Origin of the sequence: Billgrantia montanilacus, assembly GCF_003336675.1 — a bacterium.
GTDB lineage: Bacteria > Pseudomonadota > Gammaproteobacteria > Pseudomonadales > Halomonadaceae > Halomonas > Halomonas montanilacus.
The window spans coordinates 128,642-141,854 of sequence record NZ_QPII01000004.1; the positions used below are offsets into that span (position 1 = coordinate 128,642).

10 protein-coding genes are annotated in these 13,213 nt (G+C 64.4%); 7 read left to right on the plus strand and 3 right to left on the minus strand.

The genetic code is table 11. The features are described from left to right. Window positions 1-90 precede the first annotated feature (90 nt). A complete protein-coding gene (locus tag DU505_RS07590) occupies window positions 91-1,284 on the plus strand; it encodes a M24 family metallopeptidase (RefSeq protein ID WP_114478394.1) in 1,194 nt (397 codons plus the stop codon). Between the two features lie 154 nt (window positions 1,285-1,438). Then, on the plus strand, window positions 1,439-1,660 hold the full coding sequence (locus DU505_RS07595) for a hypothetical protein (protein WP_114478395.1): 222 nt from the start codon (window positions 1,439-1,441) through the stop codon (window positions 1,658-1,660). A gap of 101 nt (window positions 1,661-1,761) precedes the next feature. Here the strand turns inward: DU505_RS07595 and DU505_RS07600 are convergent, their stop codons facing one another. Then, on the minus strand, window positions 1,762-2,388 hold the full coding sequence (locus DU505_RS07600; protein WP_114478396.1) for a glutathione S-transferase family protein: 627 nt from the start codon (window positions 2,386-2,388) through the stop codon (window positions 1,762-1,764). A 109-nt stretch (window positions 2,389-2,497) separates the two neighbouring features. Beyond that, window positions 2,498-2,947, minus strand: a complete 450-nt coding sequence (gene soxR, locus DU505_RS07605) for a redox-sensitive transcriptional activator SoxR (RefSeq protein WP_114478397.1) — start codon at window positions 2,945-2,947, stop codon at window positions 2,498-2,500. 493 nt (window positions 2,948-3,440) lie between these two features. On the opposite strand from soxR, the gene DU505_RS07610 reads away from it, so the two are divergent. Beyond that, window positions 3,441-5,330, plus strand: a complete 1,890-nt coding sequence (locus DU505_RS07610; RefSeq protein ID WP_114478560.1) for an ABC transporter ATP-binding protein — start codon at window positions 3,441-3,443, stop codon at window positions 5,328-5,330. Window positions 5,331-5,363: 33 nt separating this feature from the next. Next, window positions 5,364-5,813: a RidA family protein gene (locus DU505_RS07615; RefSeq protein ID WP_114478398.1), complete on the plus strand. Its 450-nt coding sequence runs from the start codon at window positions 5,364-5,366 to the stop codon at window positions 5,811-5,813. Window positions 5,814-5,841: 28 nt separating this feature from the next. Here DU505_RS07615 and DU505_RS07620 read toward each other — a convergent pair whose 3' ends face one another. Beyond that, window positions 5,842-6,816 (minus strand): LysR family transcriptional regulator, encoded by a 975-nt coding sequence (locus DU505_RS07620; protein WP_114478399.1) that lies wholly within the window; start codon window positions 6,814-6,816, stop codon window positions 5,842-5,844. Window positions 6,817-7,267: 451 nt separating this feature from the next. Here DU505_RS07620 and DU505_RS07625 point away from each other — a divergent pair, with 451 nt between their 5' ends. From DU505_RS07625 to DU505_RS07635, 3 genes are all read left to right on the plus strand, one after another. Then, window positions 7,268-8,479 (plus strand): efflux RND transporter periplasmic adaptor subunit, encoded by a 1,212-nt coding sequence (locus DU505_RS07625; RefSeq protein ID WP_114478400.1) that lies wholly within the window; start codon window positions 7,268-7,270, stop codon window positions 8,477-8,479. Window positions 8,480-8,574: 95 nt separating this feature from the next. After that, complete coding sequence (locus tag DU505_RS07630) at window positions 8,575-11,748, plus strand: efflux RND transporter permease subunit (protein WP_114478401.1); 3,174 nt, start codon at window positions 8,575-8,577, stop codon at window positions 11,746-11,748. After that, on the plus strand, window positions 11,741-13,165 hold the full coding sequence (locus DU505_RS07635) for an efflux transporter outer membrane subunit (RefSeq protein ID WP_114478402.1): 1,425 nt from the start codon (window positions 11,741-11,743) through the stop codon (window positions 13,163-13,165). Before DU505_RS07630 ends, DU505_RS07635 begins: the two co-directional genes overlap by 8 nt. Window positions 13,166-13,213 lie beyond the last annotated feature (48 nt).

The following is a 13,213-nucleotide window of genomic DNA, read 5'->3' on the forward strand; positions in this document are numbered from 1 at the left end:
ATTTTACCGGGAACCGGCTGGCTTGATGCGGGTCATGGCTACACTGTCGGGGTGAGTCGCATCCGAATTTCTGCCTGGAGCTCATCTCCCATGGATCACCATCAGTATCGTCACGCCCTGGCGGCCCATCTGCAGGCTGTCGAGTTGGCCTTCCCCGACGCGGAATTCGACAGCCGCCAGGCGCGGGTTCGTGCAGTGATGGCAGAGGCCGGCCTGGATGCCCTGCTGGTCACCGACCCTGCCGATATCTACTACCTCACCGGCTACAACACCTTCGAGGTGTCGGTGCACACCTGCCTGGTCTGTTCTGCGGATCGCCTGGTGTTGCAGGTGCCCTCCATCGAGACCGGCCCGGCGGTGGTTACGGCCCGGGTCGACGAGCTGCTGGGCTATCGCTGGGAGGGTATCGAGGAGGTTCTCGAGCCATTGGCCGAGACGCTGTCGGGTTTTTCGTCTATCGGCCTGGACTCCTTCAGCCCCACCCTGCGTCACGGCATCATCGGCCCACTGCAGCAGCGGCTGGGAGTCGAACGCTTTCGTGCCGATGGCGGTGCCTTGCTGGATCGCATTCGCATCGTCAAGAGCGAAGCGGAGCTGGCCTGTCTGCGCGAGAGTGCGCGGATCACCTCGCGGGGGTTAGCTGCCGCCATCGAGGTGATCGCCCCGGGCATGACCGACAACGATGTCGCGGCGGAAGGCGCCCGTGCGCTGCTGGCAGCGGGCAGTGAATTCATGAGCATGCAGCCCATCGTCACCACCGGCAGGCGAATCAGCGTGATCCACCTCAACCACCAGCGCCATCGGATCGAGCGAGATGAGCCGGTTTTCCTTGAATTCGGCGCTGCTTTCCGTCGTTACACGGCACCGATGATGCGTACCGCCGTGGCGGGGCGTGCCAGTGGAGAGATGCACGCCATGCGCGATGTCTGCCGGTCGCTGTTCGAGACACTGAGCGGAGCCATGAGGCCCGGAAACACCTTCGACGATGCCGCACGCGCCGCCGAGTCGGTGCTGGCACCGCACGCTGATCGGGTGTTTTTCTCGGGTGTTTTTGGCTATGCCGTGGGAGCGCAGTTCCCCCCCAGCTGGGTCGAGGGCAGCGGTTATATTGCCCGTGGCCAACAGCGGGAATTCGAGGCTGACATGGTCTTTCACTTGCCGCTCTGCCTGCGGTTGCCGGGGGAGTGGGGCATCGGTATCAGCGATACCGTTCAGGTGACGCCTGCTGGGGGCGTGCCGATCACCGATAACGATTGGCAGCTCAAGGAGCGTTCGGGAAGCTGAGCGACAGATCGCGCCAATGTCCATTCGGGCGATATCGCTATACTGAGCAGTAGACAGGAGGGAAATGCCTCCTGCTACCAGCGGCAGCCCCAGCGGGTGCTGCGCAATTATTCTGCTTCTCGCTCGACATCTCGTTCTACTTCAGGAGGGCGTCATGACACTGACCGTTACCGCCGACTACAGGGATCTGATGAAGGCCACCAACGCCTATGATGAGCTGATATCCGAGGGCTTTCCGCGTGAGAAGCTCTATTTCGACAGGGAGGCGCAGCAGGTCAAGGTCATCGTGCCCGATACCTCCAGGCCGGAAGCGGAAGAGATTCTGCGTCGCCATGAGCCTGTCGAACTCTGGGCGCGTCCCTTCGAGGAGGGGTAACGCAGCCCAGGCGCTTTCTGACATCGCTTCTTGGTCTTTTTGTCTGGCGTTGGCGGCGGCACCGTGAACCATGCCCGGAGGTCGTCTGCTGGGAGGTGCGATCAGGGCCGGGCGTGTGCGGCCATCGCTTGGTCGTCCAGCCTGTTGGCGCGCCGGTAGGCCTCGCGGTTGCTGACGCGCTCCCAGTAGTCACCAAAGGCGGGACATGCCTCCAGGCTACCGAACTGCAGGCCCCAGCCGATATGTGATCCGAGATAGACGTCGGCCGCCGAGAAGTGAGCGCCGGCAATGTACTCGCTGACGCTGACCGCTTGCTCCAGCGTCTCGAGCACCGCCTCGATACTGCCGTAACCGACCCGGCCCTGCTGCTCGATATTGGGTTCCATGCCGAGATCCCGATCGGTCACGGCGGCTTCCAGCGGCCCGGCTGCGAAGAACAGCCATCGATAGTAGGTGCCCCGTGCGGTAAGGGGAGGGGCCAGGTCGGCCTCGGGGAAGGCATCCGCCAGATAGGCGCAGATGGCAGCGCACTCGGTCACGATAGTCGTGCCGTGGCGAATCGCCGGTACCTTTCCCATCGGGTTGATGGCCAGGAAGTCGGAAGACTTCATGGCGGGGCCGTAGTCGAGCATTTCAGTACGATAGGGGGCGCCGACTTCTTCCAGCATCCAGCGGGCGATACGTCCTCGGGACATGGGGTTGGTATAGAGAACGAGCGAATCAGTCATGACGGGTCTCTCCAGGGAATCTCATGAAGATAGCAGCTCCCCTGACAAATGTTACCCGCCTGTTAAACGCTAACCGGACGCGGTGGCACGGTCGCTATTTGGTCATGAGTCAGTCGGGGTCCAGTAGACGGGCGCCGGTACCTTCATGGGCCAACTCGTCTTGCGGATTGCGCAGTGGACAGTCGTTCATCGATAGGCATCCACAGCCGATACAGTGATCTAACTGGTCGCGTAGCCGGGCCAGCCGGGCAATGCGATCGTCGAGCCCATGACGCCAGCGGGCGGAAAGGCGCCGCCAGTCAGCGGCGGTGGGAGCGCGTGACGCGGGAAGGGTATCGAAGGCCTGGCGAATTTCGGCGAGCGAGATGCCGGTGCGCTGTGCGACCTTGATGATTGCCACCCGCCTCAGAACATCGCGGCTGAACCGTCGCTGATTGCCGGCGTTGCGGCGACTACTGATCAGCCCCTTGGCTTCATAGAAGTGGATGGCCGAGACCGCCAGGCCGCTGCGTTCCGCCACCTCACCAACGCTGAGTTCCCGGTGCAGGTGTGAAGGCATTGCTGTTTCTCCGCTCAAGGTTTGGCTGTTGTCACATTGGCTGATGTCCATCGATAGCCACTGTGCAGCCGCTGGCTCCGCGATTGCCTTAGCCAATGTCTCGATTACAGCTCAGGCCACTGTCGAGAGCCCATCGTTTTAACGTGCCTATTTGGCGTTGGCAAGGTTGTCGTTTGACGACTTCGATCACAACCGGTCCGATGCAACAAGCCTGGAAGGAAGTAAATTATTCTTGGCATCACATTTCGTGATGGGTGCCATGATGATTGTTGATTTCCTATTCGGTGGTTCGGCCTCTACTTTTAACTTCCTTCGAATCGCCGCGCGGATTGTCCTGTGTTGATTAAGGCCAAAGCATAATGAATTTTCACACCGCACTATTTTTTCGTCTCATTTCGCCTTGACCTCTACTTAAGTTCAGGTTTTAACCTGCATGCTGAATTGGGCCGAGCCTTGGGCTCGACCCGCTGATTTCCTGTTGATGGGTGATGTCATGTTCCGTTTTTTTGAAACCCTGGTGAACCCTTACCCGGAGGGTAAGCCCGAGACACCCCCGAAAGGCCTCTTGGCCTTCATCCTGCATTTTTCGCGGCCGGTACTGCCGCTGCTGATCCTGATGTCGCTGCTCACGGCAATGGTATCGGCCGCCGAGGTGCTGTTCTTCAGCTACCTGGGCGAGCTGGTGGATTGGCTCTCGGATGCCGGGCGTGAGGGATTCTTCGACGAGTACGGCTGGCGGATGGGTGCCATGGCGGCTCTGGTGGTGATCGGACTGCCGTTGCTGGTGTTGCTGCAGTCCCTGCTGACGCACCAGGCGATCTTCGGCAACTATCCGATGATCGGCCGCTGGTTGGCCCATCGCCACATGCTCGGCCAGAGCATGGCATTTTATCAGGACGAGTTTGCCGGGCGCGTCTCGCAGAAGGTCATGCAGACGGCGCTCGCCATCCGCGAGACGGTGATGAAGCTGCTGGGCCTGCTGGTCTATGTGGTCGTCTACTTTGGCGGTGCGATGCTGCTGATGGGTAATGCAGAGCCCTGGCTGATGTTGCCGCTGGTGGCCTGGCTGGTGGGATACATCGCGATCATGTGGATTTTCGTGCCGCGGCTGCGCCGGGTTTCCATGGAACAGGCCGATGCCCGGGCTCGCATGACCGGCCGTATCGTCGACAGCTACAGCAATATCCAGACCATCAAGCTGTTCGCCGATACCCGGCGCGAGCAGGCCTATGCCCGCGATGCCATGGAAGGCTTCATGGTCACGGTGCATCGCCAGATGCGCCTGGCGACGCTGCTGTCGGTGAGCTTGACGCTGCTTAACTCGCTGCTGCTGACGAGCGTCGCGGCCATGGCCATCGGTGCCTGGTACTTCCAGGCCATTTCGCTGGGTGCCATCGCCGTGGCCATTGCCCTGGTGATGCGAATTCGCTTCATGTCCGACTGGATCCTGTGGGAGGTGGCCGGCCTGTTCGAGAACATCGGCACGGTGCAGGACGGCATCAACACCATCGCCCGGGAGCCGGCGGTGAGGGACTTGCCCGGCGCCGCCACGCTCAGCGTGCCACGCGGAGAGATCCGCTTCGATGCGCTGCAGTTCGGCTATGAGCGGCCCGATGGTGAAGGTGTCCGGGTCTTCGATGGCATGAGCTTGTCCATTGCCCCGGGCGAGCGGGTCGGCGTCATCGGGCGTTCCGGGGCGGGCAAGTCGACGCTGGCCAATCTGCTGCTGCGCTTCTATGACCTGGAGGGCGGCCGAATTGTCATCGATGGCCAGGACATTGCCGAAGTCACCCAGGAATCGCTGCGACGCCAGATCGGCATGGTCACCCAGGATACCTCGCTGTTGCATCGCTCGGTGCGTGACAACATCCGTTACGGCAGCCCTCATGCCACAGAGGCCCAGGTCGAGGAGGCGGTGCGTCGTGCCCATGCCGATAGCTTCATCGATGACCTGGTGGATCTCAAGGGACGGCGTGGCTTGGATGCGCATGTCGGCGAGCGTGGCGTGAAGCTTTCCGGTGGCCAGCGCCAGCGTATCGCCATCGCCCGGGTACTGCTCAAGAATGCGCCGATCCTGGTGCTCGACGAGGCCACGTCGGCGCTCGATTCCGAAGTCGAGGCGGCGATCCAGGAGCAGCTCTACACCTTGATGGAGGGCAAGACGGTGATCGCCATTGCACACCGACTGTCGACCATCGCCATGCTCGATCGACTCGTGGTAATCGACGAGGGGCGCATCGTCGAGAGTGGGACCCATCAGGAACTCCTGACTCGCGATGGCCTTTACGCCGCGCTGTGGCATCGCCAGTCCGGCGGATTCCTGGGGCTCGACATCAATGGTGACGCGGTGTCGCCGGGCACGCCCGCCCAGGCCGAGTCGTAGGCGTTTTCAGTAATGGATGACAAGGAGGCCAGCATGAGCCAGATCCAACGTGAAGCCATCAATCCGCGAGGGGTGCCCAACACCCTGCAGTACGGTTTCAGTCAAGCTGTCTTGGTCAAGGGAGGCTATCGCGTTCACCTTTCGGGACAGGTCGGCGTCGATACCCATGAATGTCTGGTCGGTCCCGATCTCGAGGGTCAGACCTTTGCTGCGCTGGACAACATTGCGGCGATTCTCGGCACCTTGGGCGGCGATCTCTCGGATGTGGTGATGTTGCGAATCTATATCGCCGAACCTGCCCGCTACGATCAGGAGGACGTGATGCGGGCGCTGCTTTCACGTTTCCCCAAGTCTCCGCCAGCAACATCCTGGCTGATCGTCAGCGGGCTCTCCGAGCCGGAGTGGCTGATAGAAATCGAGGCTGAAGCGGTATTGCCGGAAGAGGCCATGGGGCTGCGCCCGGTGCAGGCCTGGGCTGGTTGAGCGGGGCCGCTGCGAGCAAGCCTGCCGTTCACGCGGGTTCGTCGAGCGCTTCGGCAATAGCGACGGGGGCGGCTGGCTGCCACGGCTCGTGCGACGACAGGTGCTCGATTCGCATGCTCTCGACCACGAAATCGACGAAGGTGCGAACCTTGGGTGAGATGAGCTGCCCGCCGGGAAAGACCGCATTCAGCTCCACCTCGGGACCTTCCCAGCCGTCCAGGATGCGCCGTGGCCGCGTGGCTTCCGCGCCAAGGCAGACGACAAACTCGTTGGCGAGCATGATGCCCTGACCGTCTTCGAGCATGCCGCGCAGGGCAAAGGGGTCATTGGCGATGGCCACCGGGTCGACTTCCACCTCGACGGTCTCCTGGCTCGCGCTATTGTGCAGTTGCCAGACGTGGCGTTGGCCGCGTTGGTCCATGGCCTTGGCCAGGACCGGGTGGGAGGCCAGGTCCGACGGCCCTTGAGGTTCGCCATGACGAGCGAGGTAGGTCTCGCTGGCATAGACGAAAGAGCGAAAGCGGGCCAGGGGACGTGCCACCAGGCTGGAGTCGGGCAGGGTGCCGACCCGCAGCGCGACGTCGATCTGGTTGGCGACCAGGTCTAGGCGCTCGTTGGAGAGCACCAGTTCGATGCGCACCTGGGGGTGCAACTGGCGAAAATCCCGTATCAGGACCGAAGTGAACTCGGTGCACATGGTGAAGGGCGCGGTGACCCTGAGCCAGCCGCGGGGGCTCTCCTCGAGGTGGTGCACCGCTTTTTCCGCCTCGCCCAGGTCGCGGGCGATGCGATTGCAGTAATCGAAATAGATGGCACCGGCCTCGGTCAGGCTCAGGTTGCGAGTGGTGCGGTTCAGTAGTCGGGCACCGAGGCGCCGCTCCAGGTCTTGTACCTTGCGACTGACTGTCGTCTTTCCAAGACGAAGTTGCTTGGCAGCGGCGCTGAAGCTGCCTTGTTCGACGACCTTGGCAAAGATCAGGGCGTCGTTGAGGTCTTGCAGCATGGGTCGTTGTCCTGTGCCGTGCATGCAATGTAAGGGGGACACTGCGGGAAGAAGGGCGAGAACGGCTGCACGGTAACTGTCCCGCCAACGGGACAGTATTTCCCTGTCGGCCCGACTAATCAAGTGACTGGTAACACTATATCGTGGCGTTTGGCAAAGTTTGGGAAACACTGCATAAATGTCTGCGCGTGCGAATCACTGCGTTGCGCGGTGCTCGAAATCCTCACCTATACCCCATAGGCTCCGGTTTCTGTGCTCCGTGCGCCTTGTGCTTCATCCCCGCTCGCCGATTTATTCAGCGCTTCCTTTGTAGTTGTCGATTAATAACGCCGGCAAACGATATTAATAGCGTTAGGAAAAAAGAGTTAAGAAAAATGAGTCGATGCGAATGCAATACCGGCCGGGGCTGATAACGACTCTGCAAATTGCTACTTGGTATTGGGAGGAAAAAATGAACGTCCACAAGATGTTCGGGAGTCGAGGGAGTCGGCAAACGCTCATGGTTATCGCCATGGTCGCCGGATTCTTCATGCTGACGGGGTGCGAAAGCCAGGCCGATACTCAGGACGGCGCCGAGCAGGGGCCGCCGCCGCCCCAGGTCAGCGTGGCCCAGGTGCTGGTCGAGAACGTGGAGCTGTGGGACGAGTTCACCGGCCGAATCGAGGCGGTGGAAACGGTTGATCTACGCCCCCGCGTATCGGGCTACATCGACAGCATTCACTACACCGAAGGCCAGGAGGTCGAAAAAGGGGACGTGCTGTTCGCCATCGACCCACGCCCCTATCGCGCCGAGCTTGAGCGGGCCGAAGCCGAATTGCAGCGGGCCCGAGCTCGAGCCGAACTGTCACGCAGCGAGGCCGCCCGGGCCGAGGCGCTGGCGCAGAGCCGTTCGATCTCGCGCGAGGAACTGGACCAGCGGCGCTCGGCGGCCGCCACGGCGGAGGCAGACATCCTGGCCGCTCAGGCCAGCGTCGAGACGGCCAGGCTCAACATGGAATTCACCGAGGTGCGCGCCCCCATCGGTGGGCGTACGGGGCGGGCGCTGGTCACGCCGGGCAACCTCGTTTCCGAGGCCACGCCGTTGACCCGCATCGTTGCCCTGGATCGGGTCCACGTGCATTTCCACAGCGACGAGCGGGCCTATCTGCGCTATGAGGCCATGTCGCGCAACGGCGAACGCGAGAATTTTCGCGGCTCAAGCTTCCCAGTACGCGTCGGCCTGGCCAATGACGAGGGCTACCCCTACCGCGGTGAGGTCGACTTCGTCGACAACCACCTCGATGCCGAGGCCGGCACCATCCTCACCCGTGCCGTTCTCGACAACAGCGAGGGCCGTTTCGCCCCCGGCATGTACGCCCGCGTACAGCTGCTGGCGGGCAGCGCCGAGGATACGCTGCTGATCGACGACAAGGCGGTGCTCACCGACCAGGATCGCAAGTACGTCTACGTGGTCGACGGCGAGGGCCGGGCCATGCGGCGTGACGTGCAGCTCGGGCGTATGGTCGACGGCCTGCGGGTGGTCGCCGACGGTCTCGAGCCGTCAGACCAGGTGGTGGTAAGCGGTGCCCAGCGGATCTTCTTCCCCGGCATGCCGGTGGCGGCGGAGAGCGTCGACATGCGCGGGCCAGGTGTGGCTTCCGGCGAGTACGCTGCGATGCGCTGAGTCGACGCGCCGGAGCCTTACGACTCCAGATAACCATAACCCCTGAATGACGTTTCGGGGCGGGCGACCTGCCCGCCCCGGAAGGGAGTCTTGTCATGAATTTCGCCAAGTTCTTCGTCGACCGGCCGATCTTTGCCGCGGTGCTGTCGATCCTGATTTTTATCGCCGGCGCCATCACCATTCCGCTGCTGCCGGTCAGCGAATACCCCGACGTGGTGCCGCCCACCGTGCAGGTGCGCGCGGTCTATCCCGGCGCCAACCCCAGCGAGATTGCCGACACGGTGGCCACGCCACTGGAGGAGGCGATCACCGGGGTCGAGAACCTGATGTACATGAAGTCGGTGGCCGGCTCCGACGGGGTGCTGGCGATGACGCTGACCTTCCGCCCCGGCACCGACCCCGACGAGGCCCAGGTCCAGGTACAGAACCGGGTCAGCCAGGCGCTGGCGAGGCTGCCCGAGGCGGTGCGCCGGCAGGGGGTGACCACCGACAAACAATCGCCCGACCTGACCATGGTGCCGCAGTTGATCTCGCCCGACGGCCGTTACGACAGCACTTACCTGCGCAACTACGCGGCGCTGCACGTGCGTGACGAGCTGGCGCGGCTGCCCGGCGTGGGCCAGGCGATGCTGTTCGGCGCCGGGGACTATGCCATGCGGGTATGGATCGACCCTGACCGTGCCGCCGCCCGCGGGCTTACGGCCGGCGACATCATCGCCGCGATCCGCGAGCAGAACGTGCAGGTCTCGGCCGGCCAGCTGGGCGCGCCGCCGACCCCAACCACATCGGACTTCCTCATCTCGATCAACGCCCAGGGCCGCCTCACTACCGAGGAGGAGTTCGGCAACATCGTGGTCAGGGCCGGCAGCGACGGCCAGATCACTTATCTTTCGGACGTGGCACGCATCGAGCTCGGCGCCGCCGAGTATTCGCTGCGCGCGCTGCTCGACAACCAGCAGGCGGTGGCCATCGGTATCTTCCAGGCCCCCGGCTCCAACGCCATCGCGCTCTCCGATGCGGTGCGCGAAAAAATGGACGAGTTGTCGGCGCGTTTCCCCGAGGGTGTGGAGCACACCATCGTCTACGACCCCACGGTGTTCGTGCGCGATTCGATCAAGTCTGTGATCAAGACCCTGCTCGAGGCGGTGCTGCTGGTGGTATTGGTGGTGACACTGTTCCTGCAGACCTGGCGCGCCTCGGTGATTCCGCTGCTGGCGGTACCGGTGTCGATCGTCGGCACCTTCGCCGTGCTCCACCTGCTGGGTTTCTCGATCAATACCCTCACCCTGTTCGGCCTGGTGCTGGCAATCGGCATCGTCGTCGACGACGCCATCGTGGTGGTGGAAAACGTCGAGCGCAACATCGAGGAGGGGCTGGCCCCGCTGGCGGCGGCCCATCAGGCCATGCGCGAGGTGAGCGGGCCGATCATCGCCATCTCGGTGGTGCTGTGCGCGGTATTCGTGCCGATGGCCTTCCTCGAAGGTGTCACCGGCCAGTTCTACCGCCAGTTCGCGGTGACCATTGCCATCTCCACGGTGATCTCGGCGATCAACTCGCTGACTCTGTCCCCGGCGCTCGCCGCGCTGCTGCTCAAGCCCCACGATGCGCCCAAGGACCGCCTGTCGCGGCTGATCGACTTCCTGTTCGGCTGGCTGTTCCGTCCCTTCAACCGCTTCTTCAATGCCAGCTCCAGGGGCTACCAGGGCGGTGTGGCGCGCAGTCTGCGCCGGCGCGGCGCGGTGTTCGCCGTCTATGCGCTCCTGCTGGCGGGCACCGGTGTGATGTTCCAGATGGTGCCGGGCGGCTTCATCCCCACCCAGGACAAGATGTACCTGATCGGCGGGGCCAAGCTGCCGGAAGGCGCCTCGCTCGACCGCACCGAGGCGGTGATCCGACGCATGACCGAGCTGGCGCTGGAAACCGAAGGCGTGACCTCGGCGGTGGCCTTCCCCGGTCTCAACCCGCTGCAGTTCACCAATACGCCCAACACCGGCACGGTGTTCTTCGGCCTCGATCCGTTCGAATCCCGCTCGCGCAGCGCCGATGAGATCGTCGCCGAGCTCAACGGCAAGCTCGGTACCCTGCAGGAGGCGTTCAGCTTCGCCTTCACCCCGCCGGCCATCCTCGGCATAGGCTCGGGCTCGGGCTTCTCGCTATTCATCCAGGACCGCGCCGGGCTGGGCTACGGCGAACTGCAGCAGGCCGTCGATGGCTTCAGCGGCGCGCTGATGCAGGCGCCGGGCATGGGCTACCCGATCACTTCCTACCAGTCCAACGTGCCGCAGCTCGACCTGCACGTCGACCGGGTCAAGGCGAAGACCCAGGGCGTGGCGCTGACCGACCTGTTCGAGACGTTGCAGGTCTACCTGGGCTCGGTCTACGTCAACGACTTCAACCGCTTCGGCCGTACCTGGCAGGTGATGGCCCAGGCCGACGGCGACTACCGCATGGACGTGGAGAACATCGAGCGCTTGCGCACCCGCAACGCCTACGGCGAGATGGTGCCGATCGGCAGCATGATCCGCATCGACCAGACCTTCGGCCCCGACCCGGTGATCCGCTACAACGGCTACCCGGCGGCGGACCTGATGGGCGAGGCCGACCCACGGATGCTCTCGTCGAGCCAGGCGATCGAGGTGGTCGAGCAGCTCGCCCCGGCGGTGCTGCCCGCCGGCATGTCCTTCGAGTGGACCGACCTGAGCTTCCAGCAGGTCAACCAGGGCGGGGCGGCACTGGTGGTGTTCCCGCTCGCCATCCTGCTGGTGTTCCTGGCGCTGGCCGCGCTCTACGAGAGCTGGACGCTGCCGCTGGCGGTGATCCTGATCGTGCCGATGTGCATGCTCTCGGCGCTGATCGGCGTGAAGCTCACGGGCGGGGACAACAACATCTTCGTCCAGGTGGGCCTGGTGGTGCTGATCGGCCTGGCGTGCAAGAACGCCATCCTGATCGTCGAGTTCGCCCGGGAGCTGGAGATGCAAGGCAGGAGCATCGTCGAGGCGGCCCTGGAAGCCTGTCGCCTGCGCCTGCGACCGATCATCATGACCTCGATCACCTTCACCGCTGCGGTGGTGCCGCTGATGCTGGCCGGCGGCGCCGGTGCCGAGGTGCGCCAGGCGCTGGGCACGGCGGTATTCGCCGGCATGATCGGCGTGACCCTGTTCGGCCTGTTCCTGACCCCGGTGTTCTACGTCGCCCTGCGCAAGCTGGTGTCGCGCGGGGAGGCCCAGCCCCTTGAAGCGTTGTCCACGGAGGGCTCCTCCCATGCATAACCCGACTCTGCGCAACCTGCTGCTGTTGCCGCTTACTCTCGTGCTGGCCGCCTGCGCGGTGGGTCCCGACTACCGCACGCCGGAGCTGCCAGAACCGCAGGCGCTGTCGCGTGCCGAACCGGGGCTGGTCACCACGGAAGCCGTCGAGCGGGAGTTCTGGCGCAGCTTCGACGACGCGCTGCTGAGCGAGCTGGTCGAGGAAGCCTTCGACGCCAATCACGACCTGCGCATCGCCCTGGCCCGTCACGACCGCAGCCTGGCACTGCTGCGCCAGTCGCGCCGCGACCTGGCGCCCAGCGTCACCGCCCAGGCCGGCGCCGGCCATCAGCGTGCCAGCGCCGACCAAATGCCGCAGGCGACGCGCTCGCAGCGTGACTTCGAGAGTTATGACGCCGGCGTCGCCGCGCTGTGGGAACTCGATTTCTTCGGCCGTGTGCGGCGCGCCGTGGAGACCCAACAGGCCGAAGCGGAGGCCTCGGCCGCCGATGTTCGCGCCATGCAGGTGGTGGTGGTCGGTGAGCTGGTCGACCAGTACGTGCGCCTGCGCGGCTTGCAGGAGCAACTGCGCGTAGCCCAGGCCAACGCCGAGAATCAGCGTGAGTCACTGGCGCTGGTGGACGCACGGCTGGAGGCGGGACGCGGCACCGAGTTCGACAGCGTGCGCGCCCGGGCGCAGCTCGAGAGCACGCTCTCGCGTATTCCCGCGCTGGAAGGCGAGATCGCGGCCATCACCCATCGCCTGGCGGTACTGACCGGTCGCGAGCCAGGCGCGCTTGTCGCTCGGCTGGAAGCGCCGGCACCACTGCCGGCACTGCACGAGCGGGTGGCGGTCGGCTTGCCCGGAGAGCTGCTCCGCCGCCGTCCGGATATCGCTGCGGCGGAGCGGCGCCTGCACGCCGCCACCGCCAGCATCGGCGTGGCCACCGCCGACCTCTACCCACGCTTCACCCTGAACGGGCTACTGGGCACCCAGGCCGCCAGCACTGGCGACCTGTTTGGCCGCGACAGCGAGACCCGTCTGGTGGCGCTGGGGGTGGACTGGTCGTTCCTCGACAGTGGCCGGGTGCGGGCGCGCATGGCCGCCGCCGATGCCGACGCCGAGGCCAACCTGGCACGCTACGAGCAGACCGTGCTGCAGGCGCTGGAGGAGACAGAGACGGCGCTCGCCCGTTATACCCAGTCGCTGCGCGAGCGCGAACATCTCGAGGCGGCTGCCGAAGCTAGCGCCGAGGCGGCCCGGCAGGCGCGGGTGCGTTTCGAGGTGGGCGTCATCGACTTCCTCGAGGTGATCGACGCCGAGCGTTCGCTTCTGGAAGCCGAGGACAGCCTGGCACGTAGCCATACGCGTTCGGCCACGGCGCTGGTGGGGCTCTATCGAGCGCTGGCGGGTGGATGGTCCCTGCGCGAGTCGGCCTGAGGCTCCGGCGGGACTTCGTGGTCTGGCCAGGGGAGAAGCCCCCGGCTA

What these genes read in the sequence shown, in the direction of transcription:
- DU505_RS07590 (WP_114478394.1), top strand. Translation starts at nt 91, where the DNA reads ATGGATCACCATCAGTATCGTCACGCCCTGGCGGCCCATCTGCAGGCT.
- DU505_RS07595 (WP_114478395.1), top strand. Translation starts at nt 1,439, where the DNA reads ATGACACTGACCGTTACCGCCGACTACAGGGATCTGATGAAGGCCACC.
- DU505_RS07600 (WP_114478396.1), bottom strand. Translation starts at nt 2,388, where the DNA reads ATGACTGATTCGCTCGTTCTCTATACCAACCCCATGTCCCGAGGACGT.
- soxR (WP_114478397.1), bottom strand. Translation starts at nt 2,947, where the DNA reads ATGCCTTCACACCTGCACCGGGAACTCAGCGTTGGTGAGGTGGCGGAA.
- DU505_RS07610 (WP_114478560.1), top strand. Translation starts at nt 3,441, where the DNA reads ATGTTCCGTTTTTTTGAAACCCTGGTGAACCCTTACCCGGAGGGTAAG.
- DU505_RS07615 (WP_114478398.1), top strand. Translation starts at nt 5,364, where the DNA reads ATGAGCCAGATCCAACGTGAAGCCATCAATCCGCGAGGGGTGCCCAAC.
- DU505_RS07620 (WP_114478399.1), bottom strand. Translation starts at nt 6,816, where the DNA reads ATGCTGCAAGACCTCAACGACGCCCTGATCTTTGCCAAGGTCGTCGAA.
- DU505_RS07625 (WP_114478400.1), top strand. Translation starts at nt 7,268, where the DNA reads ATGAACGTCCACAAGATGTTCGGGAGTCGAGGGAGTCGGCAAACGCTC.
- DU505_RS07630 (WP_114478401.1), top strand. Translation starts at nt 8,575, where the DNA reads ATGAATTTCGCCAAGTTCTTCGTCGACCGGCCGATCTTTGCCGCGGTG.
- DU505_RS07635 (WP_114478402.1), top strand. Translation starts at nt 11,741, where the DNA reads ATGCATAACCCGACTCTGCGCAACCTGCTGCTGTTGCCGCTTACTCTC.